Origin of the sequence: Marinobacterium arenosum (genome assembly GCF_019795155.1) — a bacterium.
Lineage (GTDB): Bacteria > Pseudomonadota > Gammaproteobacteria > Pseudomonadales > Balneatricaceae > Marinobacterium_C > Marinobacterium_C arenosum.
Map to the genome: position 1 here is coordinate 50,950 of NZ_JAILYN010000013.1, position 23,668 is coordinate 74,617.

General features: G+C 60.0%; 21 protein-coding genes. 5 read left to right on the top strand and 16 right to left on the bottom strand.

Annotated elements, in window-relative coordinates; translation table 11 throughout:
* Window positions 1–333: 333 nt before the first annotated feature.
* The 3 genes from K6T12_RS08040 to K6T12_RS08050 are packed head-to-tail and all read right to left on the bottom strand — an operon-like array spanning window position 334 to window position 1,676.
* Window positions 334–795, bottom strand: coding sequence for a hypothetical protein (locus tag K6T12_RS08040; protein WP_222221251.1), 462 nt, complete (start codon window positions 793–795; stop codon window positions 334–336).
* Between the two features lie 12 nt (window positions 796–807).
* On the bottom strand, window positions 808–1,071 hold the full coding sequence (locus K6T12_RS08045) for a hypothetical protein (protein ID WP_222221253.1): 264 nt from the start codon (window positions 1,069–1,071) through the stop codon (window positions 808–810).
* Window positions 1,071–1,676, bottom strand: a complete 606-nt coding sequence (locus K6T12_RS08050; protein ID WP_222221255.1) for a YjaG family protein — start codon at window positions 1,674–1,676, stop codon at window positions 1,071–1,073. Before K6T12_RS08050 ends, K6T12_RS08045 begins: the two co-directional genes overlap by 1 nt.
* Before the next feature lie 219 nt (window positions 1,677–1,895).
* Between K6T12_RS08050 and K6T12_RS08055 the strand changes: the two genes are divergently transcribed.
* Window positions 1,896–2,447 (top strand): TRAP transporter small permease subunit, encoded by a 552-nt coding sequence (locus K6T12_RS08055; protein WP_255611627.1) that lies wholly within the window; start codon window positions 1,896–1,898, stop codon window positions 2,445–2,447.
* Window positions 2,444–3,823, top strand: coding sequence for a TRAP transporter large permease (locus K6T12_RS08060; protein ID WP_222221257.1), 1,380 nt, complete (start codon window positions 2,444–2,446; stop codon window positions 3,821–3,823). The genes K6T12_RS08055 and K6T12_RS08060 overlap by 4 nt, the downstream gene beginning before the upstream one ends.
* A gap of 452 nt (window positions 3,824–4,275) precedes the next feature.
* On the opposite strand, the gene K6T12_RS08065 is transcribed toward K6T12_RS08060, so the two are convergent.
* Complete coding sequence (locus tag K6T12_RS08065) at window positions 4,276–5,355, bottom strand: TRAP transporter substrate-binding protein (RefSeq protein ID WP_315853580.1); 1,080 nt, start codon at window positions 5,353–5,355, stop codon at window positions 4,276–4,278.
* Window positions 5,356–5,592: 237 nt separating this feature from the next.
* Here K6T12_RS08065 and hexR point away from each other — a divergent pair, with 237 nt between their 5' ends.
* Window positions 5,593–6,483, top strand: coding sequence for a transcriptional regulator HexR (hexR, locus tag K6T12_RS08070; protein WP_222221261.1), 891 nt, complete (start codon window positions 5,593–5,595; stop codon window positions 6,481–6,483).
* Between the two features lie 212 nt (window positions 6,484–6,695).
* Complete coding sequence (locus K6T12_RS08075) at window positions 6,696–6,908, top strand: PA3496 family putative envelope integrity protein (RefSeq protein ID WP_222221262.1); 213 nt, start codon at window positions 6,696–6,698, stop codon at window positions 6,906–6,908.
* A gap of 69 nt (window positions 6,909–6,977) precedes the next feature.
* Here the strand turns inward: K6T12_RS08075 and K6T12_RS08080 are convergent, their stop codons facing one another.
* The 8 genes from K6T12_RS08080 to glmU all read right to left on the bottom strand — a co-directional run bounded on the left by K6T12_RS08080 (window position 6,978) and on the right by glmU (window position 18,143).
* Window positions 6,978–8,468 carry an FMN-binding glutamate synthase family protein gene (locus tag K6T12_RS08080; RefSeq protein WP_222221264.1) on the bottom strand — a complete coding sequence of 497 codons (1,491 nt, stop codon included), beginning with the start codon at window positions 8,466–8,468 and terminating at the stop codon, window positions 6,978–6,980.
* 207 nt (window positions 8,469–8,675) lie between these two features.
* Window positions 8,676–9,128: an ATPase gene (locus K6T12_RS08085; RefSeq protein WP_222221266.1), complete on the bottom strand. Its 453-nt coding sequence runs from the start codon at window positions 9,126–9,128 to the stop codon at window positions 8,676–8,678.
* A 12-nt stretch (window positions 9,129–9,140) separates the two neighbouring features.
* Entirely contained in the window at window positions 9,141–10,496 is a 1,356-nt protein-coding gene (locus tag K6T12_RS08090) for an MBL fold metallo-hydrolase (RefSeq protein ID WP_222221268.1), read from the bottom strand.
* A 40-nt stretch (window positions 10,497–10,536) separates the two neighbouring features.
* The gene (locus K6T12_RS08095; protein ID WP_222221270.1) at window positions 10,537–12,051 is read right to left on the bottom strand and encodes a thymidine phosphorylase family protein; all 1,515 of its coding nucleotides are present in this window, start codon (window positions 12,049–12,051) and stop codon (window positions 10,537–10,539) included.
* 395 nt (window positions 12,052–12,446) lie between these two features.
* Window positions 12,447–13,529 carry a Fic family protein gene (locus tag K6T12_RS08100; RefSeq protein ID WP_222221272.1) on the bottom strand — a complete coding sequence of 361 codons (1,083 nt, stop codon included), beginning with the start codon at window positions 13,527–13,529 and terminating at the stop codon, window positions 12,447–12,449.
* Window positions 13,530–13,774: 245 nt separating this feature from the next.
* A complete protein-coding gene (locus tag K6T12_RS08105; RefSeq protein WP_222221274.1) occupies window positions 13,775–14,200 on the bottom strand; it encodes a response regulator in 426 nt (141 codons plus the stop codon).
* A gap of 668 nt (window positions 14,201–14,868) precedes the next feature.
* The gene (gene glmS, locus K6T12_RS08110; RefSeq protein ID WP_222221276.1) at window positions 14,869–16,704 is read right to left on the bottom strand and encodes a glutamine--fructose-6-phosphate transaminase (isomerizing); all 1,836 of its coding nucleotides are present in this window, start codon (window positions 16,702–16,704) and stop codon (window positions 14,869–14,871) included.
* An 80-nt stretch (window positions 16,705–16,784) separates the two neighbouring features.
* On the bottom strand, window positions 16,785–18,143 hold the full coding sequence (gene glmU / locus K6T12_RS08115) for a bifunctional UDP-N-acetylglucosamine diphosphorylase/glucosamine-1-phosphate N-acetyltransferase GlmU (RefSeq protein WP_222221278.1): 1,359 nt from the start codon (window positions 18,141–18,143) through the stop codon (window positions 16,785–16,787).
* A gap of 120 nt (window positions 18,144–18,263) precedes the next feature.
* On the opposite strand from glmU, the gene K6T12_RS08120 reads away from it, so the two are divergent.
* Window positions 18,264–19,004, top strand: a complete 741-nt coding sequence (locus K6T12_RS08120; RefSeq protein ID WP_222221281.1) for a TrmB family transcriptional regulator — start codon at window positions 18,264–18,266, stop codon at window positions 19,002–19,004.
* Between the two features lie 303 nt (window positions 19,005–19,307).
* Here K6T12_RS08120 and K6T12_RS08125 read toward each other — a convergent pair whose 3' ends face one another.
* From K6T12_RS08125 to atpA, 4 genes are all read right to left on the bottom strand, one after another.
* Window positions 19,308–19,733 (bottom strand): F0F1 ATP synthase subunit epsilon, encoded by a 426-nt coding sequence (locus K6T12_RS08125; RefSeq protein ID WP_222221283.1) that lies wholly within the window; start codon window positions 19,731–19,733, stop codon window positions 19,308–19,310.
* A gap of 35 nt (window positions 19,734–19,768) precedes the next feature.
* Entirely contained in the window at window positions 19,769–21,145 is a 1,377-nt protein-coding gene (gene atpD / locus K6T12_RS08130) for a F0F1 ATP synthase subunit beta (protein WP_222221285.1), read from the bottom strand.
* A 36-nt stretch (window positions 21,146–21,181) separates the two neighbouring features.
* On the bottom strand, window positions 21,182–22,045 hold the full coding sequence (atpG, locus tag K6T12_RS08135) for a F0F1 ATP synthase subunit gamma (RefSeq protein WP_222221287.1): 864 nt from the start codon (window positions 22,043–22,045) through the stop codon (window positions 21,182–21,184).
* Between the two features lie 77 nt (window positions 22,046–22,122).
* Entirely contained in the window at window positions 22,123–23,667 is a 1,545-nt protein-coding gene (gene atpA, locus K6T12_RS08140; RefSeq protein WP_222221289.1) for a F0F1 ATP synthase subunit alpha, read from the bottom strand.
* Between the last annotated feature and the right edge of the window lies 1 nt (window position 23,668).

Consider the following 23,668-nt stretch of genomic DNA (forward strand, 5'->3'; position numbering starts at 1 on the left):
TTTCAGGCTTCAGGCAAGGTTCCGGTCGCCCACGGAGTGGGCTGCTACCAAGCATCTGCCCCTTGTAGGCGATTCATCCGCGACCATCCCCCAACACCGGCTTCGGAACCAGGGCATCCAAGGACATAAAAAGCGAGCGGCCACGCCGGAGCCCCGCAGCAGCGGGCTCCGACCGCGACAGTTTCAGGCTTCGTGGCAAGGTTCCAGTCGCCCACGGAGTGGGCTGCTACGGCAAGCTCCTGTAGGGTGCCACCCGGGGCGCCACCGCCGCAGGCGGTTGAAAGTTTGGCCGGCCAGGTCCGGCCCTACAGGCAGTCGCCACGTCTCAAAAGGTCATTTACCTTCGGCGCTTGCCGCATCGGCCGCCACGCCGTCGCTGCAGAAATACTGCTGGCGGCGCAACAGGAAGCGGCAGCCATCGTGGCTGATCTCGCGATCGCTGCAGAAGAACCGCGCCCACTCGCTCTCGTCCTCCAACGGCTTCAGCCGATAGGGCGGCACCCCTTCGCAGAACGTGGCGCTGGGCTCGGCGACCGCCAGGCAGGCTTTCAGGAACAGCCCCTGGTTGATGGTGCAGGTATTGCCGTCACAATCTTGCTGGGTCAGCTTGGTCAGCGCCCGGTCGAGACAGGCCTGCTGATTATGCTGGCTGCCGTACTCACTCCCCTGCTTGATGAACAACTGCGCTTCCTCGGCACGCTCGGCGTTCCATGCCTGCAGCCATTTCGGCCCCTGCCAGCCGATCAACAGGGCCAGCAGCAGCAATGCTGCCAGTATCAGTTTCCAGGCTTTCATCGCAATATCCTTTTAGCGCGGCGCACGGACGTAAAGCCCGTACAGACAGCAGAACAGACCGACCACCGACAGCAACATGCCACCGTTGACCAACAGCGGGTGACGAATCATATAGGGTACGAATTCGTGCTGCTGTTGCAGGTCGCATTCCCCCTGGTGGAAATCGAACGAGCCGCCGCTGTCGAGACAGGCGTCCACCAGCGACTGCTCGTACAGGTAGCCGGCCATCATCAGCAGGCCGGGCACGATCAGTAGCAGAAGGCCAATACGCAGCATCAGTTGTCGTCGCTGATGCCGATGTTGGAAATCCCGCCGTTGGCCGCCAGTTCGCGCAACGCAGTGATCGCCGCCCGATTCGGGTTCTTCAGCGCCTTGAGCTGATCAAGCACCGCCTGCTGGAAAGCGTCCTCGATCTCCATCAACTCATGGGTGTTGATCAGCTTGATCAGCTCCTCGTCGGACAGCTGGTCGTCGCTTTCGGTGACCTCGATGAAGGTCGCCACGCATTCACGCGACAGGTTGGCAATCCCGCTGGCCTCTTCCAGGTCGGCGGAGATCATGCAGTTCAGCGTCTCGAACAGAGCCACCGCGGCATCCAACGCCGGTGAAGCGCCGTACATCGGGAACTCTTCCAGGTCCGGCATATTGTCCTCGACGTGATCCAACTGCACCTCGAAATTCATCTTGGCGCCGGTATTGGCCAGGTGGTCCCAGACACCATCGAGAATCAGCCGCAGCCGGGCGGCATCACCAAATTCCACCAGCCGGGAGAACAAGGCATAGTTCGGAAACATGCGCTCGGTCAAAGCGGCACAAAAAGCACACAGCTGCCAGTCTTTCAGCTCTTTCAGCTGGCGATCGATCTGCGGCAGTTCAGACATAAGGTTCTCCGGGAGGAATGGAAATCGGCTCTTATTGTAAGCATTTTCGCCGTTATTGCAGCACCTGCCCCGCCAGGCGATTATTGTCAGGGTAATGTTGATATACTTTTTTGCGATAACGATAACCCAACTTATATATCAGACATGTTGATATACTTTTTTGCGATAACAAAAAACTAAACAAGAACTTATATATCAGACAGATTGGCGAGGCATTGGATGCGTCAACAAACCTTTCTCTCCAGCCTGATGCATAAGCTGGATCTGCTCAGCGAGTGGAGCGGCTATGCGATCTCATGGCTTACCCTGTTGATGGTGCTAGTCACCTTCACCATCGTGGTGATGCGCTACCTGTTCAACGTCGGCAATATCGCGTTGCAGGAATCGGTCATCTATATGCACAGTTTCGTGTTCCTGTTAGGCGCAGCCTACACCCTGAAACATGACGGCCACGTGCGGGTGGATATCTTCTACCGGCCGATGACCGAGCGAAACCAAGCAATCATCAATATTATCGGCACCCTGGGGCTGTTGCTGCCGGTGACCGGCTTCATCTTCTATATCTCCTGGGAGTACGTAGCCACCTCCTGGTCGCTGCTGGAGGGTTCACAGGAAGCCGGCGGCCTGGAGTACCGTTACCTGCTGAAAACCAGCCTGCTGCTGATGCCGGCACTGATGATCCTGCAGGGGATTGCGGAACTGATTCGCAATTTCCTGGTACTGACCGGCCAGGGTCACCTGCTCAAACCGGATGAGGAACACGCACTATGATCGAGCTGCTGCCACTACTGTTGTTCGTTGTAGCGGTTTTCGTGCTGCTGCTGGGCTATTCGGTCGCCTTCTCGCTGGCCGGTACCGGCCTGCTGTTCGCCGCCATCGGCACGCTGACCGGCACCTTCGAGCCGGTATTCCTGGAAGCGATCCCCAACCGGCTGTTCGGCATCATGAACAACGAGGTGCTGATCGCAGTACCTTTGTTCGTGTTCATGGGGGTGATGCTGGAGAAGTCGAAGATCGCCGAGGAGTTGCTCGACACCATGGCGGTGCTATTCGGCCCGATGCGGGGTGGCCTGGGTATCTCGGTGACCCTGGTCGGCATGCTGCTGGCCGCCAGTACCGGTATCGTCGGCGCCACCGTGGTGACCATGGGGCTGCTGTCGCTGCCGACCATGCTGCGACGCGGCTACGATGCCAGGGTCGCCGCCGGCACCATCTGCGCCTCCGGCACCCTGGGCCAGATCATCCCGCCGTCGATCGTACTGGTACTGCTAGGCGACGTGATCTCCTCCGCCTATCAGCAAAGCCAGCTGGACCGTGGCATCTTCTCGCCGGATACCGTGACCGTCGGCGACCTGTTCCTCGGCGCATTGCTGCCCGGCCTGCTGCTGGTACTGGCCTACGTGTTCTACCTGGTGTACAAAGCGATCGCCTCGCCGGACAGCGTACCGGCGATTCCGGCCGAAGAGCGCGCGGCGATGGACAACCTGCCGGGCCGCATCATGAAGGCGTTGCTGCCACCGGTACTGCTGATCGTGCTGGTACTGGGTTCGATCCTGGCCGGCCTGGCCACACCGACCGAAGCGGCCTCGGTGGGCGCCGTCGGCGCGATGGTACTGGCGCTGTTTAAACGTAGCCTGAACCTGACCATCCTGCGCGAAGTGATGCGCTCCACCACCCAGGTCAGCTCGATGGTATTCATCATCCTGGTCGGCGCGTCGATCTTCTCGTTGGTGTTCCGTGGTTACGGCGGCGACGACCTGGTACGTGAGTTCCTGACCGGCCTGCCCGGCGGGGTGTTCGGCGCCATGGCGCTGGTGATGCTGGTGATCTTCCTGCTCGGCTTCTTCCTCGACTTTATCGAGATCACCTTCGTGGTGGTACCGATCGTTGCGCCGATTCTGCTGTCGATGGGGCTGGATCCGATCTGGCTGGGGATCATGTTCGCATTGAACCTGCAGACCTCGTTCCTGACGCCGCCGTTCGGCTTCGCGCTGTTCTACCTGCGCGGCGTGGCACCGGCCACCGTCACCACCGGCCAGATCTACCGCGGGGTAATGCCGTTCATCTTCATCCAGTTGCTGGCACTGGCCGCGCTGGCCTACTGGCCGGCAATGGCCACCTGGCTACCGACCCTGGTTTACGGCTAAACCGGAGGTGACACCCGCGGATTGCGCCAACCCTGTCGCGGTCGGAGCCCGCTGCTACAAGTAGCGGGTTTCGTGCCACAACAGCCTTTTATAGCCCTTGTGGCTGGCGCTCCTGCGGGTTCTTCACCACGCCATGTAGGGCCGGACCCGGCCGGGCAGGTCTGGCCGGCCAAACGCCGACAGGCATTTTCAACCGCCTGCGGCGGTGGCGCCCCGGGTGGCGCCCTACAGGGCCCTGCCGTAGCAGCCCGCTCCGAGGGCGACACCTGCGGACCCTGCCAGTGGCGCCGTTTATAGCCTGCAGCTATCGAAAAGCTCCCGAAAGGACATAAAAAATCCGGAATCTCGACCGAGGATTCCGGATTTTCTTTCGCATAGTCAACGGCTCAATGAGCTTAATTGATCGGCACTAGGCATCAAGCCTGCTTTTTTATTGTTTCCCGTTATTGAGATCAGGACAGGGTACGGGCGTTCAGGTAGGCCTGCTCGGAGACTCCGTGCCACTTAACCGCCTGGTCGCGGAACTTGACGAAGGAGTCGAACACCTTCTTGGTCATCGGATCCTTGTCCGCTTCTTCACGGACCACCGCGTCGGACAATACCTTGATCTTCTTCAGTACCTCGTCCGGGAACTGGCGCAGCTCGACGCCGTGCTCGTTGACCAGCTGTTCCAGCGCCTGGTTGTTCTTGGCGGTGAAGTCGGCCAGCATATCCTGGTTGGCGACGCGGATCGCGTTGCGTACCACTACCTGCAGGTCTTTCGGCAGCGCTTCGAAAGCTTCCTTGTTCATGAAGCACTCCAGCGTAGTGCCCGGCTCGTGCCAGCCCGGATAGTAGTAGTACTTGGCCGCCTTGTGCAGGCCGAACGCCAGGTCGTTGTACGGACCCACCCACTCGGTGGCGTCGATCGCACCGGACTGCAGCGACGGGAAGATCTCACCGCCCGGCAGCAGCACCGGGGTACCGCCGGCACGCTTCAGCACTTCACCGCCGAGGCCCGGGATACGCATTTTCAGGCCTTCCAGGTCGGCCACGCTGTTGATCTCTTTGTTGAACCAGCCGCCCATCTGCACGCCGGTGTTGCCGGCTGCGCCCGGCACCAGGCCGAACTCTGCATAGACCTCTTCCCACAGCTCCATACCACCGCCGTGGTACAGCCAGGAGTTCATCTCCTGGGCGGTCAGACCGAACGGCACCGCCGCGAAGAACTGAGCCGCGCGGCTCTTGCCCTTCCAGTAGTAGGACGCGCCATGACCCATTTCCGCGGTACCGCGTGAAACAGCATCGAAGATCTCCAGGGCACCCACCAGTTCTTTGGCGCCGTACACTTTCACCTGAATGCGGCCACCGCTCATCTCATTGATCAGCTTGGCCAGGTTGTTCGCACCAGTTCCCAGGCCGGGGAAATTCTTCGGCCAGGTGGTAACCATCTTCCATTTGAATTCCGGGGCCGCCTGAGCGGTGCCGGACGCCAGCGCACCCGCTGCCAGCGTAGCCGCACCTGCGCCCTGTAGAAATTGACGACGTTTCACGTGTTCGCTCCCTTGATCATGGCAATGAATGACAGAAAATAGCATGGCCCTATCGGGGCCGCAATTTGCCATTTAGAGGTAAATGTATTGCATGTTCAATATCGGTCAGGGCAGGTTTTTCCACCATTTGCCGACCGATTACCGCTGGCATGACGGGATTTCAGGCTGTGGCTGTAGTTTGGCTACATAACATTGGTATACTTTATGCGGTCAACCCGGTCAGGTGAGAGAGCCGTCTTGAATTCCTTCAATTTGCTGAAGTCCATCGCTGACGCACGCCCCAAGCTGCGTAAGTCGGAGCAGAAGGTCGCCGATTACGTGCTGTCGAAACCTGACGAGGTGATCCATATGCGGATCGTCGACCTGGCATCGGAAGCCAACGTCAGCGAACCGACCGTGGTGCGCTTCTGTCGCGCGCTGCACTACGACGGTTTCCAGGATTTCAAGCTGACCCTGGCACAGGGGCTGGCCAGCAACGCCAACTTCGAGCAGTTCTCGCTGAACAGCCAGGATACCGTCACCGAGTTCAAGCAGAAGATCTTCGACTCGATGATCGGCAACCTGATCACGATCCGCGACCAGCTGGATGCCAACTCGCTGGAAGACGCCATCAGCGCGCTGGCGATCGCCAACCGGGTGGAATTCTACGGCTTCGGCGCCTCCGCGCCGGTCTGCGATGACGCCCAGCACAAGTTCTTCCGTCTCAAGGTCTCCGCCACCGCTTATTCCGACCCCCATATGCAGACCATCTCGGCAGTCACCCTGGGTGAGGGCGATGTGGTGGTCGCGATCTCGCAGACCGGCCGCACCAAGGATCTGCTGCATACCGTCAAGCTGGTCCGCGATACCGGCGCCGCAGTGATTTCGCTCTGTCCAAGCAACACCCCGCTGGCCGAGCTGGCCACCATCCCGATCCATATCGATGTCGAGGAGGATAAAGACCTCAGCACCCTGATGTCCTCGCGGGTACTGCACCTGGTGGTGATCGACGTGCTGGCGGTCGGCGTGGCGATGCGTCTGGGGCCGGGCCTGCTGGACCACCTCAAGACCATCAAGCGCAGCCTGCGCTCGTTGCGCCAGAACGACAAGCGCCTGCCGGTACGCCGCATGCCGCCGGCCGGCAAATAACCGTTTCACCCACCGGCAACGATTGTCATCCCTCTGAAGCAACGGCTTCACCGTTCTGCAATGGCCCGCCCGTACTCTATCGGCAGGTTCAAATCTGGTTGAATATTGACCAACAATACGATAAAAGCTTAATAACGCTGTCTCTCAAGCCCCGCTGAGACCGCTACTGGCTCAGCAGGTCCCGTCGACGCGGCTGTAAAGGAGCTAGTATTATGCAGATACGGAAAACCCTGACAGACACCACCGGCACCCTGCCGAATGAAGTCTTCGACGTACTGATCGGCTATGAGGATCAGGAGAAGATCGAACAGAAAAAACGTGCTACCCGCCGTTCCCTGGAAGCCCGCCGTGCCATTGAGCGCCATCGCGAGGAGAAGGAACTGGCCCGCAACGTCAACGACGATCTCTGGTTCGACGATATCTAGCAGCCTGCCGGGCTTGGCACTGAACTACTACGGCAAAGCCGGTCGTCGGCTACCGGCATGCCCGCCCCGCTACATCTCCGGATAGAGGATATCCAGCGGTATCGCTCGGCCCCCTTCGACCACCATTGCCGCATGCTGGCGGCGCAGCTGTCGGGGTTCGGCCACACCGCAGGCGTGGGCGATCATCTCCACTTCATGCACCAGGTTGTGGTGATAGTGGGCCACCCGGTCGGCCTTGACCTCCGGCACCAGGCCACGCTGCAGTTCCGGATTATGAGTGGTCACCCCGGTCGGGCAGGTATTGCGGTTGCACTGCATCGCCTGGATGCAGCCGAGCGAGAACATGAAGCCACGCGCCGTCACGACGAAGTCCGCCCCCAGACAGATCGCCGCCGCCACATCGGTCGGGTTGATCAGCTTGCCGGACGCGATCACCCGGATCCGGTCGCGCAGCTCGTGCTCCACCAGCTTGTTGACCAGCAGCGGCAGGCTTTCGCGCAGCGGCAGGCCGACACTGTCAATCAGCGGCATCGGTGCCGCGCCGGTTCCGCCATCGGAACTGTCCAGGGTGATAAAGTCCGGTGCCTGCTCCCGGCCGCGGGCGTCCACCGCCCGACAGAACTCGTCCAGCCAAGCCACCGAGCCCAGTACCAGCTTGAAGCCGACCGGCTTGCCGGTCACTTCGCGGATATGATTGAGCCGGTCGAGCAGATCATCGATTGAGCCGATATCGGGGTGGCGGTTCGGGCTGATCGACGCCTGGCCCACCGGAATACTCCGGATCAGCGCAATCTCTTCGGTGACCTTGCCGGCCGGCAGGATCCCGCCCTTGCCCGGCTTCGCCCCCTGGCTGAGCTTCAGTTCGAACATCCTGACCTGCGGGATGGCCGCTTTTTCACGCAACTTTTCGTCACTGAGCAGCCCATGCTCGTCACGTACACCGTACTTGGCGGTGCCGATCTGGTAGACGATGTCACAGCCGCCCTCCAGGTGATGGGGCGACAGCCCGCCCTCACCGGTATTCATCCAGCAGCCCGCCTTGCGGGCACCGCGGGACAGCGCCTGGACCGCCGGCCGGGACAGTGCGCCGTAGCTCATACCGGAAATATTGAAGAAAGAGGGCGCATCATAGGGCTCACGGCAGTAGGGGCCGATCCGCATCGGCTGGCTGCTGGCGGCATCCTCCTCGAGGGTTGGGAACGGGCAGTTCAGGAAGTAGTAGGTACCGGGTATGCGCAGATCGCGGCTGGAGCCGAACGCGACGGTGTTGTCGATATTCTTGCAGGCCCGGTACACCCAGCTGCGCTGAGCACGGTTGAACGGCATCTCTTCGCGGTCCATCGCGAAAAAATACTGCCGGAAGAACTCGCCAATATGCTCGAAAAGATAACGAAAACGTCCGATCAGCGGGTAGTTACGGCGGATGGTATGTACCGTCTGGTGCTTGTCGGCCTGATAGAGCACAACAGCCACCACCAGCAGCGATACCACCAGCAACAAAACCACACCACCAAATGCAGCGATGAAGTTTATGGCAAAACTGTTCACCGAAGCGTTCATTCCCGGCCCCTTTACGGCTGAATAGAGTCTCTATCCTAGCGCTAAACAGGGTCCGAAACGATTAGCCGCACGGTTGTGAAGCATGTCCGGGATATAAACCCCATACTCATTGCCGGATTTTATCGCCGGATTGCCGGACCACGCGGCGCTTGTTCAGCTGAGGTAGATGTTTCCCGCTAATCGGCGAAGAACCATAACAAAGGCAGCTCAGAGCTCATCCAGCCGGCCGGCATCGCGCGCCATCCGCATCGCCTCGTGCCGCTCCAACTCCAGCAGCTGGCCGAGCAGTTCACGCGTCGATTCGGTATCCGCCTTGCCCAGCAGGTAGCGATACAGGCCGATCAGCCGCTCATGCTGGGTCAGCACCTCGGCAACGATCTGGTCACTGCTCATTTTGCTGAACTCCAGCGCCAGGATCAGCTGGATCGGCTGCTTGTCCAGGTATTCGCAGCACCAGGTATTCAACGCATTGGTACTGGCCTGCTGCTGGAAACCAAGCAACATGTGTTGCAGCAGGCGTTCATGCGCCGCCAGGTACTCCAGCAGCCACTGCACCTTGATATCCTGCCGCACCTTGGCACCCGACATCAGGTGCTGCGCCAGCTGGCGGTGAAACTCGCCGGTCCACTGAAGCACATCGCTCAGGGTTTCTAATTTCATCACATCGGCTCCTTACAGGGTCAGGATATGGCGATAGCCGGCCACCTCTACCCGGTAGCGGGTCGTCCGGCGCAGAAAGTCGCGCTGTGCCTCCAGCGCATCGGGGTCACCATGGATCAGCTGGATGGCACAGTCATCCGGCAGCGCCGAGCCCTGCAGCCACTGCCCGATCTGCAGGTGATCCGCATGGCCGGACAAGCCATCCAGCATCTCGACCCGGGCACGGCACTCCACCCACTCACCATGGATCCTGACGCTTTCTACCCCCTGCAGCATCTTCGCCCCCCGGGTACCACCGGCCTGGTAGCCGGTCAGCAATACCGTGGTGCGGTGATCCGGCAACAGCCGCTTCATATGGTGCAGGATCCGCCCGCCGGTCACCATGCCACTGCCGGCGATGATGATATGCGGATAGTTCAGCTGCTCGAGCGCCTTGGACTGGTCGACACTGTCGACGTAGCTGACCGCCTGGTACATCCGGCGGCTCTGCTCCCGGTTCAGCCGCAGGTATTTGTTATACCGGCAGTAGATATCGGATACATCGATCGCCATCGGGCTGTCGAGATAGACAGGCAGTTGCGGTATCCGCCCCTGCTCCATCAGCGTCGCCAGCATATGCTGCAACAACTGAGCGCGACCGACGGCGAAACTGGGTATCAGCACGATGCCGCCCTTGGCGACCGTTTCGCTAACCACCCCGGCCAGCTGCTCAAAGGGATCGGTGTCGGTGTGACGGCGATCGCCGTAGGTCGATTCCAGCAACAGCAGGTCCAGTGCCGGCAGCGGCTGCGGTGGGTGCATAAACAGATCATCGGGCCGGCCGACATCGCCGGAGAAACCGACTGTTTTACCCTCACCCTGCAGAATCACGCTGCCGGCGCCAAGAATATGGCCGGCAGGCTGCAGGTGGAAGCGCAGACTGCCAACTTCGACCGGCTGCTCGAAACGGATCGGCTGGAACAGCTCCAGGCAACGCTCCGCCGTCTGCCGATCGTACAGAGGCTCCGGGTGGGCATGCTTGCCGAGTCGATGACGGGCGTAGAAACGGGCATCCTCCTCCTGCAGGTGACCGCTGTCCGGCAGCAGGATGCCACAGAGCGCCTCGGTGGCGGGGTGGCAGTACACCGGCCCCCGATAGCCTTTGCTGTACAGCAGCGGGATATAACCGGAATGGTCCAGGTGGGCATGGGTCAGTACCACCGCATCCAGCTGATCGATATCCAACGGCAGCGGCTGCCAGTTACGTTCGCGCAGCCACTTATAGCCCTGGAACAGACCGCAATCCACCAACACCCGGGTATCGCCGCTATGCACCAGGTACTTGGAACCGGTCACCGTCTGGGTGCCGCCCAGGAAGATTATTTTCATTGCTACCTCCTCGGCCATAACGGTCCGGCACGATGCACGCTCATAAACTCGCCTCACCGACGGTAAAGATATCGCGATTGTTACGGTAGTAATCCAATGCGTAGTCCCGTTCACCGGGGCTTTCGGCAAACAGGGTGAACAGTGGTGCCCCGGCCCGGGCGACATCGCCAACCTTGAGATGCAGCCGCAGGCCGGCAACGGTATCGCCCGGCGCCCCGGCCAGTTTCGCCAGCCGGGCCAGCCGGCGGTTGTCGATCGCCTGCAGGATCCCACTACGGCACGCATTGACAGTTTCCTGGTAGCTGGCCTGCGGCAACGGCTTCAAGCCGCCCTGGGCCTCGGCGATCCGCTGGAACTGCCCCCAGGCGCGGCCCGAATCCAGAATCTCCGCCGCCTGCCGGTAGGCCGTTGCCACCCCCTGGCCATCGGCCATGTCGATCAACTCGGCCGCCAGCAGCAGTGCCCGTTCGCGCAGGTCCTGCGGCGCCTGCAGGTTTCCGCGCAGCACCGCCAGCACATCACGCGCCTCCTCCACCGGACCGATACCGCGACCGACCGGCTGACTGCCATTGGTCAGCAGGCAGCGCAGCTCGATCCCCAGCGCCTGACCCACCTCGCGGAACTGCTCGGCCAACCACTCGCCATCGGCCTGACTGCGCACCTTGGCGGTCTGTCCGACCGGGATATCGATCAGCACATGAGTTGAGCCGGCGGCGACCTTCTTGGAGATCACCGAGGCGATCAGCTGACCTTCGCCATCCAGGTCCAGCGCCCGCTCGATACGGATCATCAGATCATCGGCCGGACTCAGGTTGACCCGCCCGCCCCAGGCCAGGCAGGCGCCGGCCTGGTTGACCACCTGCTGCATCTCCGCCAGGCTCAGATCGACCCGGGTCAGGGTTTCCAGGGTATCGGCGGTACCGGCCGGCGAGGTGATCGCGCGGGAGGAGGTTTTCGGCATCACCAGGCCGGCGGCGCTGGCGATCGCCACCACCAGCGGGGTGGTCCGGTTGCCCGGCACCCCGCCGATGCAATGCTTGTCGTAGATGCGTTCGTGGCCGGGCCATTGCAGCCGTTCGCCGCACTCCACCATCGCCCGGGTCAGCGAGATGATCTCAACCAGGCTCAGCCGTTCGCCGACACAGGCGCTGATAAAGCTGGCAATCTCGATATCGCTGTATTGGTAGCTGCTGATATCGGCGATGATGGCGTGGATTTCAACGGCATCGAGCCGATGCCCGTAGAGTTTCTTGCGCACCGCGCTCATCGACGCCACCAGCGGCGCGTGACCGACGCTGACCCGGTCACTGTCCAGCAGGTGCAGGCTGCGCCAGGCGATGCGCGACAGGCCGATATGGCCGGGCGGCAGCACGGACGGGGCGACCACGTTCAGTGTGGCGATCAGGCGCCGGCCCTGGTAACCGACGGTCAGCCGCGAGCTCGACTCGAACCCTTCGGCGCGGCAGATATCACAGTCTTCGCGCATATACACCACCGGCTCGTCATGGGTATCGATACCCATGTTGAGGGCGGTCAGGATATGCAGATCGGGCATTGTCAGTTCCTCGACGGCCTTTGACCCGCCCCGTTACGCTGCTCGGATCGATCGGCAAACAGAGATCCGTACGCTCCGAGACAACTCAGCGAAGAAACCGGGGGTACTCTTATGAATAGCATCAACCGGCAGAAGCTGCCGGTCTGGACGCGCCGCTCAGGCGTCCCCCTGATGCTGAGCGTATTGCGAGGTAAAAGCACGAGGGGCGAGGACGGCAGCTCGGCCAGGATCAGGGACATTATTAACAGTCAGGCAACAGATGATCCTTCACCCCATTGCGGTTAGTGGCCGATGATTTGAAACCCTATGCGGTCCCTGGTTTGCGCCGTGCGTTTCCACCAATCCAAATCGTCAGCATACGGACCTGGCTCGTTCGACGAACGAGCCGACCTATATCAGGCCTGCTCGCTAAGCAGCGCACACAGGGGCTCATTGATGTAGTAGTTGCTGCGACCGATCTTCGCTTTCAGCAGAAAGCCATGTTCGACCAGTTGATCCAGGTACTTGGTGGCGGTGATACGCGAGACGCCCAGATCATCCATGACAAACTCGATTTTGGTGTAGGGGTGGTTGAACAGGTTGTTCAGCAGCTCCTGACGGTAGATTTTCGGCAGTTCTTCACGCATGCGATGTTTGTACTGGCGCATGAGTGCCTTCATGTTCTGGATCAGCGTGATGGTTGCCTGTGCGGTTTCGCTCACCCCATCCAGCATGTAAAGGAACCAGGGTTCCCACTCACCGGTTTCGCGCACCCGCTGTAGCTGGCGGTAGTACTCGGCCTTGTTGCGGATGAAGTAGCGGCTGAGGTAGAGCACCGGCAGGTTGAGCAGCCCCTGCGCCACCAGATAGAGCAGGTTCAGTATGCGTCCGGTACGGCCGTTGCCGTCATAGAACGGATGAATGCTCTCGAACTGGTGGTGAATAATCGCCATCTTGACCAGCGGGTCTGCATCACAGAGGCGATCGTCGTTGATATACCCCACCAGATTGTCCATCAGCTCCTCTATCTCTTTGGCATGCTGAGGCGGTGTGTAGATGATCTCTCCGGTACGGGCATTTTTCAGATCTGTACCCGGGAGTCGACGCAGGCCGGCCCGGTTGTGTTCAAGGTGCTGCTGTACGGTCAGAATGTCGTTCAGGCGGATCAGTTTCTGCTGACGCACCACAGCAAATCCCTGCCGCAGGGCATAGGCATAGTCCTGCACCTCCTTCGCAGCGGGTTCGACTGCCGCTTCCGTCAATAGGTTGGCCTTATAGAGCGCATCGTGGGTGGTCACGATGTTCTCAATCTCGGAGCTGTCCTTTGCCTCCTGCAAACTCAGGGTATTGATCAGTATGGCTTCATTCGGGATGGTGGCCGCAACGCCTTTCAGCTCGGCCAGATAACGGTGTGCCTCTGCCGTCTTCTTCAGAACAGAGCGCGTCTCCAGTTCAGCAATGTTGCCAAGCGGCAGTCTGGGGATAGGATGGGTGGTCATGTCCGGTCTCGATTCCTGTCTAGATTCAGGGAAAATCTATACATATCGATGGAACATGTATATATTTTCCGAAAAACTATGCATGTCTCGATAGATACATATAAATATTCATGTTTTCTATACATGTCCGGCGCAGTGACAACTCCCTTCGGCCGGGAATAGAGCAACAGCTGACGCAGCTGGCGGTCGACCGGCCAAGCTTGCGGCGGGCGTTGTCCGGATGGCCCTAGACCACCTGGATCGCCTCATCGATCAGCGACATTTGGGGCTCCGACCGCCACCGTTCCCAGCGGGGTCGGCTGCGACAGGCGCGCTTCGATCCGGGCCAGTAACTCCTCGCGGTGGAACGGCTTACCGATGAAGCCCACCGCACCCAGCTCGAACGCCCGCAGTTTGTCTTCCATCCCGTCCAAAGCCGACAGCATCACCACCCGGGTTCGCCAGCCGCAATCCCACATCCGCAAGCGCTTCAAGACCTTAAATCCGTCTACCTGGGGCATCATGATATCGAGCAGTACCAAGTCGAAGGTTTGCTGCTCGAGGCGCTGGATCGCCTCCTGACCACCCCGCGCAAAGCTCACCTCGTAGCGGTTGCCGTCCAGGATACTGTGCAGCAGCTTCAGATTTTCCGGTTCATCATCCACCGCCAGGATCTTGGGCTTTTTAGTCATCAAATACTCGCTATTCCGTGCAGATAGCGAAGGGGACCCGAATTTAGCGGCGCAGACAGTCAATAGTGCCGCACAAAAAACGTACATTCCCCTTCGACGTCTAGGGACGTATAGAAGCCGCCAAGAGTGTTTTCCGGTCCCTAAAACTAATAGACAAGGCAAGATGTGCAATGCAGCGGATCACTTATTATCACCAATAGCCCCCCATGAACGCTTCTCACGCCGCTTACAATACCCGGATATCCATAACAAAAAGGCTCCGTATCAGGCTAATACGGTCTTGGTAAGGTGTATCTATGACCTGATGCGTCAGCCGTGTGGACGGCTGCAGACTATCGCCCGAGCAGGTCGGTGACAGGAATAGAATTCTGGACTGAGAAGTGGTCAGAGCTACGAAAAACCGCCGCCGGTGGAGGAGAAGCGATTAAACCTGAGTCCTCGTAAAGGTCTCGGGTTCAGGCAGCCCAAAGTGGCATTTAAAGAATACCGTCAGGCAGCACAGGAGAATGTCGCACCTCGGAGTTGAGTTCGCGCCCAGTTGAATAAAAAGCCGCCAATCTTGGCGGCTTTCTTCTAATTTCAGGATGAGACTATATTTTCATTCCACAACCTCACTGGCATGAAAGCAGGCCTTCACTCCAGCGGGGCGTGATTGACAAAAGAAGCGCTTACTCGACGGTAACCGACTTGGCCAGGTTACGCGGCTGGTCGACGTCGGTGCCTTTCAGTACTGCCACATGGTAGGACAGCAATTGCAGCGGCAAGGTATAGAGGATCGGTTCCAGTTCGCTGCTGACCTGCGGCACTTCCAGTACCTGCACGCCGCTCTCCGGCTTGACCTCCTGGGCGCAACCGGCAAATACGAACAGTTCGCCGCCGCGGGCGCGCACCTCCTGCAGGTTGGCCTTCAGCTTGTCGAGCATGTCGTTGCGCGGCGCCACGGTGACCACCGGCATCTCCTTGTCGACCAACGCCAGCGGGCCATGTTTCAGCTCGCCGGCCGGGTAGGACTCGGCGTGGATATAGGAGATCTCCTTCAGCTTCAGCGCCCCCTCCATCGCCACCGGGTAGAGGGTGCCGCGGCCGAGGAACAACGCGTGCTGCTTCTCGGCAAACGCCTGCGCCATCTGCCGGATCGCCGGGTCCAGCTCCAGCGCCTGCTGCAACAGTTGCGGCAGCTGCTGCAGGTCGGTGACGATACGCTGTTCATCGGCCTCGGCCAGGCCGTGGCGGCGGCCCAGTGCCAGGGTGGTCAGCAGCAGTGCCACCAACTGGGTGGTGAACGCCTTGGTGGAGGCGACACCGATCTCCGGACCGGCATTGGTCATCAGGCTCAGGTCGGATTCGCGCACCAGCGAGCTGCCCGGTACGTTACAGATCGCCAGGCTGGCCAGCACCCGCTCCTTCACTTCACGTAGCGCCGCCAAGGTATCGGCGGTTTCGCCGGACTGGGAGATGGTCAGCAGCAGGGTTCCCTGCGGCAGCACCACCTTGCGGTAGCGGAATTCGCTGGCCACCTCGACCATACAGGGGATGCCGACCAGCTCCTCGAGCCAGTATTTGGCGATCAAGCCGGCATGGTAGCTGGTACCGCAGGCGACGATCTGGACCTGGCGCACCTGATCGAAGATCGCACCGGCTTCAGCACCGAATGCCTGCTCCAGCAACCGACCGTTGCTGGTTCGGCCAGCCAACGTGGCCTTGACCACCTCCGGCTGCTCGTAGATCTCCTTCAGCATGTAGTGCTTGAAGGTGCCTTTGTCGGCCGCGCTGGTACCGTGCTCGTACTGCACCACCGGATGTTCAACCGGCTCACCAGCAGCGTTCCAGACCTGGATCGCGTCACAGGTCAGCCGGGCGATATCGCCCTCCGCCAGGAACATGAAGCGGTCGGTGACCTGCAGCAGTGCCAGCTGGTCCGAGGCGATGAAGTTTTCGCCGCCCAGGCCGACGCCGATCACCAGCGGGCTGCCTTTACGTGCCGCCACCAATTGATCCGGCTGGTCGGCGCTGATCACGCCCAGCGCGAACGCCCCTTCCAGCTGGCCGGTTACCGCGGCGACCGCCGCCACCAGGTCATGCTGCGGCTGACGGGCCAGTTCGCGGGCCAGCAGGTGGGCGATCACCTCGGTATCGGTGTCGGAGCTGAACGGATAACCTTCCGCCTGCAACTGCGCTTTCAGCGGCTCGAAGTTCTCGATGATGCCGTTATGCACCACCGCCAGCCGCTCGCCGGACATATGCGGATGGGCATTGCCTTCGGTCGGCTTGCCGTGGGTCGCCCAGCGGGTGTGGGCGATACCCAGACCGCCAGCGAGCGGCTGTTCGGCGGCGGCATCGCTCAACGCCTGCACCTTGCCGGCGCGACGCAGCCGCTGCAGTTGCTCACCATTCCAGAGCGCCACCCCGGCCGAGTCGTAGCCGCGATACTCCAGCCGACGCAGGCCTTCCAGCAGGATCTCCATCACCGGCCGTTGGCCGACCGCACCTACAATTCCACACATAGTCTGCTACCGTTGTCAGGGCCGCCTGCATCAAGCGCAGCGGCTGTAACCGTCGTAAATATTGAAAAAACCTTGCTGAATCAGGCCTTACGCGGCTTCTGCCAGCTGCTGATATTGCGCTGTTTGCCACGGGCGACCGCCAGTTCGTCGTCGGCCACCGCTTTGGTGACCGTCGAGCCGGCCGCCACGGTGGCACCGGCGCCGATCTGCACGGGCGCGACCAGCGAACTGTTGGAGCCGATGAAGGCGCCGTCGCCGATCTCGGTGCGGAACTTGTTGACGCCATCGTAGTTGCAGGTGATGGTGCCGGCACCGATGTTAACCCCCTGGCCGATCAGGCTGTCGCCGACATAGCTCAGGTGGTTGACCTTGGAACCCGGGCCGATCCGGGCTTTCTTGGTTTCGACGAAGTTGCCGATCTTGGCCTTGTCGGCCAGTTCGGTACCGGGCCGCAAGCGCGCGTAAGGGCCCACTTCGCAGCCGGCGCCGACCTGTGCCTGCTCAAGGTGGGAGTTGGCCTTGATATGGGCGCCGTCGGCGATCTCGGAGTCACGGATCACGCAGTTCGACTCGATTAGCACGTTGTTGCCGATCTTCACCCGCCCTTCCAGCACCACGTTGATATCGATGCAGATATCCTGGCCGTGCTCGATCTCGCCACGCAGGTCGATGCGGGCCGGATCGGCCAGGGTGACGCCACCAAGCATCAGCTGTTCAGCCTGCTGCTGCTGGTACCAGCGTTCCAGGGTGGCCAGTTGCAGCCGGTTGTTGACCCCCTGCACCTCCTGCTCACAGCCCGGCTGGATCGCCTCGATCGGCATCCCCTGGCCGGCCGCCATGGCGATGATATCGGTCAGGTAGTACTCGCCCTGGGCATTCTCCGCCGACAACTGCGGCAGCCACTCGGCCAGCGCTTTGGCCGGCAGCGCCAGGATGCCGGTGTTCACTTCACGGACCGCGCGCTGCGCCTCGCTGGCATCCTTCTGCTCGATGATCGCCACCACCTGCTGCCGTTCATTGCGGATGATGCGGCCGTAGCCGGTCGGATCGGCCAGTTCGACGGTCAGCAGGCCCAATTTGCCCTGGGCGGCGATATTGACCAGCTGCTGCATGGTCTGCTGTTCGGTCAGCGGCACATCACCGTACAACACCAGTACCACCCCCTCACCTACTGCCGGCATCGCCTGGGCCACCGCGTGACCGGTCCCCAGTTGCTGCTGCTGCAGGGCAAATGTCAGCGGCTGACCGGCCAATGCCTCACGCAGCTGGTCGGCGCCATGGCCGATCACCACGTGCAGTTTGGCATTGTCCAGCTGGCTGGCCCGGTCGATCACATGCTGAACCATCGGCTTGCCGCCGACCCGGTGCAGCACCTTCGGCAGCGCGGATTTCATACGGCTGCCCTGACCGGCAGCGAGGATGACCACATCGACAGACATCGTATCTCCAATTCTTCGGTGCCGGCCAAAGTGAACGGTTGTAAGCCGGCGATATTGGCCTGCACTTTACCCTAAGCTAGACTCGAAACGAACAGGGTTTGTCAGAGAAAAATTGACAAAATGCACGAGCAAATACTGGCTCAGCTGGATCTCAGCGAGCGCGAGATCCGCATCTACCGAGCATTGCTGGAACTGGGCCCCAGCGCGATCCGCGCCATTGCCGACAAAGCGGATATCAACCGCGGCACCACCTACGACTGCCTGAAGGGAATGCAGCAGAAAGGGATCGTCGCCTACCTGCCGAAGGGCAAGCGGCGCTACTTCTCGGCCCGCGAGCCGGAGGTCTTGCTGGACCTGGCCGAGGAACGGCGCCGCAACCTGGACCATGCCATGGAGCAGCTGCGCAGCCGGGTGATTCCCGAGCTGCACCACCTGAAGCCGGACTTCAGCGCCGCCAATGTGCAGTTTTACGAGGGTGATGACGGCATCGAGTGGGTACTGCGTGACCTGCTCAATACGGTGGCGGCCGGCGAACAGCTCGAATACAGCGTATTTTCGTCCAAACCGATCCGCCCGCACCTGTACCGCCCCTTCCCGAACTACACCGTGCAGCGGGTTCAGCGCGGCATCCAGGTCAGGGTGATCGCCATCGGCGAAGGCGGCGAGGAAGCCAAGCTGTCGCAGCGTAAGTGGATCCGCACCGACGGGCCGGTGGACGCCGCCTATATCGCCATCTATCCGCCGAAAGTGGCGATCATCTCGCTGGCATCGGAGAACTACCCCACCGCGGTGGTGATCGATTCGGCCGAAGTGGCCGCCGCCCAGCAGATCGTGTTCGATACGCTCTGGGGGTTGTTATGAGGGTTGAGTTAACCGTTAAGAGTATTGAGTGAACAGTTTTGAGATTACAGAAGCTCTGTGCGGGCCGCAGCAAGGTGGTAGGCGCCGTTTTCTGTACAGTCGGGAACTAAATCCAAATGGAGCCCTACAGGCTCCTGGTCGGCTGAACCTGCCCGGCCGGAGCCAACCCTACAGTGGTGCGCATCGGTGAATGTTAGCCAGGTAGGCTCGCTAATGGCCACTGTTAACTAGCAACTTAACACTGGCTACTAAGAAAAAAGGCAGCCCTGAGGCTGCCTTTTTAGTCGTAAGTCGAGTTCGCAATCAGCGACCAAGCTTCTTGCGAATCTGCTGCAGGGTGCGCAGCTGAGCGGTTGCTTCGGCCAGCTGAGCGGCAGCGCGGGAGTAATCCAGCTCGCTGCTCTTGTCAGCCATCGCCTGCTCAGCATGCTTCTGCGCTTCCTGAGCAGCGGCTTCGCTGAGGTCCTTCGCACGCAGCGCGGTGTCTGCCAAGATCGAGATCTTGTGCGGCTGAACTTCGAAGAAGCCACCGGATACGTAGAAGATATCCTGCTCGCCGCCCTGTTTGCGCAGCTCGACAGGGCCTGGTTTCAGTTCCGTCAGAAGCGGAGCGTGACCCGGGTAGATACCCAGGTCACCCAGGCTACCTGTTACCGATACGAATTCGATAAGACCGGAGAAGATCTCCTCTTCGGCACTTACGATATCGCAATGAACAGTCATAGCCATGTCAATTACCTCTTAAAGGTGTCCGCCAGGAACACTTACATGTTCTTGGCTTTCTCTACCGCTTCGTCGATACCGCCGACCATGTAGAACGCCTGCTCCGGCAGCGAATCGAATTCGCCTTCCAGGATGCCTTTGAAACCACGGATGGTTTCTTTCAGCGGCACGTATTTACCCGGTGCACCGGTGAATACTTCTGCCACGAAGAACGGCTGGGACAGGAAGCGCTGGATCTTACGCGCACGGGCTACGATCTGCTTGTCTTCTTCAGACAGCTCGTCCATACCCAGGATCGCGATGATGTCCTTCAGTTCCTTGTAGCGCTGCAGTACGCCCTGAACGTTACGAGCGATGTCGTAGTGTTCCTGGCCGATTACCAGCGGGTCCAGCTGACGGGACGTGGAGTCCAGCGGATCTACCGCCGGGTAGATACCCAGCTCGGCGATCTGACGGGACAGTACCACGGTCGCGTCCAGGTGGGAGAAGGTGGTTGCCGGAGACGGGTCGGTCAAGTCATCCGCCGGTACGTATACCGCCTGGATTGAGGTGATGGAACCGGTCTTGGTGGAGGTGATACGCTCCTGCAGAACGCCCATCTCTTCCGCCAGGGTCGGCTGGTAACCTACCGCAGACGGCATACGACCCAGCAGTGCCGATACTTCGGTACCCGCCAGGGTGTAACGGTAGATGTTGTCGACGAACAGCAGTACGTCGCGACCTTCGTCACGGAACTTCTCAGCCATGGTCAGGCCGGTCAGCGCTACACGCAGACGGTTACCCGGCGGCTCGTTCATCTGACCGTATACCAGAGATACTTTGTCCAATACGTTGGACTCTTTCATCTCGTAGTAGAAGTCGTTACCTTCACGGGTACGCTCACCCACGCCGGCGAATACGGAGTAACCGGAGTGCTCGATCGCGATGTTACGGATCAGCTCCATCATGTTTACGGTTTTACCTACACCGGCACCACCGAACAGACCAACCTTACCGCCTTTCGCGAACGGGCATACCAGGTCGATAACCTTGATACCGGTTTCCAGCAGTTCGTTGGACGCTGCCTGCTCCGCGTAAGACGGTGCCTTACGGTGGATCGGCATGCGCTCTTCTTCCCCGATATCGCCACATTCGTCGATCGGGTTACCCAGTACGTCCATGATGCGGCCCAGGGTCGCAGTACCTACAGGTACAGACACCGGCGCACCAGTATTTTCTACATCCCAACCACGGCTCACACCTTCGGTCTGACCCATGGCGATCGCACGTACAACACCGTCGCCCAGCTGCTGCTGAACTTCCAGTGTCAGGCCGGTCTTGCTGACGGTCAATGCGTCATAAACCTTCGGTACGTTGTCACGCGGGAATTCCACGTCGACTACCGCACCGATAATCTGAACAATACGTCCGCTACTCATGTTCGGATCCTCTTAATTTTTTACCTGTTCACTGCGTTAAACAGCAGCAGCACCGCCGACGATCTCAGAGATTTCCTGAGTGATCGCGGCCTGACGAGCTTTGTTGTAAACCATCTGCAGCTCATCAATAAGGTTGCCGGCGTTGTCTGTTGCGTTCTTCATCGCCAGCATACGGGCTGCCTGTTCACAGGCATTGTTCTCAACCACGGCCTGATAGACCAGGGACTCTACGTAGCGCACGAGCAGGCCGTTAAGCAGCTCTTTTGCCTCCGGTTCGTAGATGTAATCCCAGTGATGGTTGAGACGTTCATCATCGTCTTCTGCCTTCAGCGGCAGCACCTGCTCGACGACCGGCTTCTGGGTCATGGTGTTCACGAACTCGTTGGAGACGATGTACACACGATCCAGTTTGCCTTCGTCATAGGCATCCAGCATCACCTTGACGGCACCGATCAGTTCAGCCACTTCCGGCGCATCACCCAGGTGGGTTTTCGCCGCAACGACATTACCGCCAAAGTTCCTGAAGAACGTGACCGCCTTGGAGCCCAGCGCGCAAACATCGACTTCGATGCTCTTGTCGCTGTTGGCTTTCATTTCGGTCAGCGCAGCTTTGAACGCGTTGATGTTCAGACCGCCGCAAAGGCCACGATCGGTCGACACCACGATGAAGCCGACGCGCTTGACCTCACGTTCCTGCAGGTACAGGTGCTTGTATTCAGGGTTGGACTTGGCCAGGTGCTGAATTACGCCACGGATACTCCGGGCGTACGGGCGAGACGACTGCATGCGATCCTGGGCTTTGCGCATCTTAGACGCAGCCACCATTTCCATGGCGCTGGTAATTTTGCGCGTGCTGCCAATGCTCGCAATCTGCGTTTTAATCTCTTTTCCGACTGCCATAGTTCCGCCTATAAAACCTTAACTTAGCGTTTGATCTGCACGGCGCTGCCGCGCAGATCACCTACTCCGATGAGTAATTACCAAGTTTGGGTAGACTTGAACTTCTCAATGCCGGCTTTGAACTGCGCTGCAATCTCGTCGCTGTATGCGCCGGATTCGTTGATCTGCTTCATCAGGTCAGCGTATTCGCTGTTGAAGTAAGCGATCAGGGCAGATTCGAAGTCCAGGATTTTGTTCAGTTCTACGTCGTTCAGGTAACCTTCGTTGGCAGCGTACAGGCTCAGACCCATGTCCGCGACGGACATCGGCGAGTACTGTTTCTGCTTCATCAGTTCGGTTACGCGCTGACCGTGCTCCAGCTGAGCACGGGTGGCATCGTCAAGGTCGGATGCGAACTGTGCGAACGCAGCCAATTCACGATACTGTGCCAGTGCCAGACGCACACCACCACCCAGCTTCTTGATGATCTTGGTCTGGGCTGCACCACCTACACGGGATACAGACAGACCGGCGTTGATCGCCGGACGGATACCTGAGTTGAACAGGTCACTTTCCAGGAAGATCTGACCATCGGTGATGGAGATAACGTTGGTCGGTACGAACGCGGATACGTCGCCACCCTGAGTTTCGATTACCGGCAGTGCGGTCAGGGAACCGGTCTGGCCCTTAACTTCACCGTTGGTGAACTTCTCAACGTAGTCGGCGTTAACGCGTGCAGCACGCTCCAGCAGACGGGAGTGCAGGTAGAACACGTCACCCGGGTAAGCTTCACGGCCCGGCGGACGACGCAGCAGCAGGGAGATCTGACGGTATGCCCAGGCCTGTTTGGTCAGGTCATCGTATACGATCAGCGCGTCTTCACCGCGATCGCGGAAGTATTCACCCATGGAGCAACCAGCGTACGGCGCCAGGAACTGCATCGCAGCCGGATCGGCCGCGCCGGCAGCAACCACGATGGTGTGATCCATCGCACCGTGCTCTTCCAGCTTGCGAACCACGTTGGCGATAGTGGACTGTTTCTGGCCCACGGCAACGTAGATACACTTAACGCCGGTACCTTTCTGGTTGATGATCGCGTCGATAGCGATCGCGGATTTACCGATCTGACGGTCACCGATGATCAGCTCACGCTGGCCACGGCCGATCGGCACCATCGCGTCGATGGACTTCAGACCGGTCTGCACCGGCTGGTCAACGGACTGACGGGCGATTACGCCCGGCGCCACTTTCTCGACAGCGTCGGTCAGTTTGGTATCGATCGGGCCTTTGCCGTCGATCGGGTTACCCAGGCCGTCTACCACGCGACCCAGCAGTTCCGGACCGACCGGTACTTCCAGGATGCGGCCGGTACAACGGGCAGTCATGCCTTCTACCAGGCCCTGGTATTCACCCAGTACTACGGCACCCACGGAGTCGCGCTCCAGGTTGAGCGCCATACCATAGATACCGCCAGGGAATTCGATCATCTCCCCGTACATCACGTCAGCCAGACCGTGGATCAGGATGATGCCATCGGATACGCTGACGATAGTGCCCTCATTACGGGCTTCAGAAGACACATCCAGCTTTTCGATGCGCTTCTTGAGAATCTCGCTGATCTCAGATGGATTCAGTTGCTGCATG

What these genes read in the sequence shown, in the direction of transcription:
- K6T12_RS08045 (WP_222221253.1), bottom strand. Translation starts at nt 1,071, where the DNA reads ATGCTGCGTATTGGCCTTCTGCTACTGATCGTGCCCGGCCTGCTGATG.
- glmS (WP_222221276.1), bottom strand. Translation starts at nt 16,704, where the DNA reads ATGTGTGGAATTGTAGGTGCGGTCGGCCAACGGCCGGTGATGGAGATC.
- atpG (WP_222221287.1), bottom strand. Translation starts at nt 22,045, where the DNA reads ATGGCAGTCGGAAAAGAGATTAAAACGCAGATTGCGAGCATTGGCAGC.
- K6T12_RS08095 (WP_222221270.1), bottom strand. Translation starts at nt 12,051, where the DNA reads ATGCCCGATCTGCATATCCTGACCGCCCTCAACATGGGTATCGATACC.
- K6T12_RS08120 (WP_222221281.1), top strand. Translation starts at nt 18,264, where the DNA reads ATGCACGAGCAAATACTGGCTCAGCTGGATCTCAGCGAGCGCGAGATC.
- K6T12_RS08085 (WP_222221266.1), bottom strand. Translation starts at nt 9,128, where the DNA reads ATGAAATTAGAAACCCTGAGCGATGTGCTTCAGTGGACCGGCGAGTTT.
- atpD (WP_222221285.1), bottom strand. Translation starts at nt 21,145, where the DNA reads ATGAGTAGCGGACGTATTGTTCAGATTATCGGTGCGGTAGTCGACGTG.
- K6T12_RS08055 (WP_255611627.1), top strand. Translation starts at nt 1,896, where the DNA reads ATGCGTCAACAAACCTTTCTCTCCAGCCTGATGCATAAGCTGGATCTG.
- K6T12_RS08060 (WP_222221257.1), top strand. Translation starts at nt 2,444, where the DNA reads ATGATCGAGCTGCTGCCACTACTGTTGTTCGTTGTAGCGGTTTTCGTG.
- K6T12_RS08080 (WP_222221264.1), bottom strand. Translation starts at nt 8,468, where the DNA reads ATGAACGCTTCGGTGAACAGTTTTGCCATAAACTTCATCGCTGCATTT.
- atpA (WP_222221289.1), bottom strand. Translation starts at nt 23,667, where the DNA reads ATGCAGCAACTGAATCCATCTGAGATCAGCGAGATTCTCAAGAAGCGC.
- K6T12_RS08125 (WP_222221283.1), bottom strand. Translation starts at nt 19,733, where the DNA reads ATGGCTATGACTGTTCATTGCGATATCGTAAGTGCCGAAGAGGAGATC.
- glmU (WP_222221278.1), bottom strand. Translation starts at nt 18,143, where the DNA reads ATGTCTGTCGATGTGGTCATCCTCGCTGCCGGTCAGGGCAGCCGTATG.
- K6T12_RS08075 (WP_222221262.1), top strand. Translation starts at nt 6,696, where the DNA reads ATGCAGATACGGAAAACCCTGACAGACACCACCGGCACCCTGCCGAAT.
- K6T12_RS08090 (WP_222221268.1), bottom strand. Translation starts at nt 10,496, where the DNA reads ATGAAAATAATCTTCCTGGGCGGCACCCAGACGGTGACCGGTTCCAAG.
- K6T12_RS08050 (WP_222221255.1), bottom strand. Translation starts at nt 1,676, where the DNA reads ATGTCTGAACTGCCGCAGATCGATCGCCAGCTGAAAGAGCTGAAAGAC.
- K6T12_RS08100 (WP_222221272.1), bottom strand. Translation starts at nt 13,529, where the DNA reads ATGACCACCCATCCTATCCCCAGACTGCCGCTTGGCAACATTGCTGAA.
- K6T12_RS08040 (WP_222221251.1), bottom strand. Translation starts at nt 795, where the DNA reads ATGAAAGCCTGGAAACTGATACTGGCAGCATTGCTGCTGCTGGCCCTG.
- K6T12_RS08105 (WP_222221274.1), bottom strand. Translation starts at nt 14,200, where the DNA reads ATGACTAAAAAGCCCAAGATCCTGGCGGTGGATGATGAACCGGAAAAT.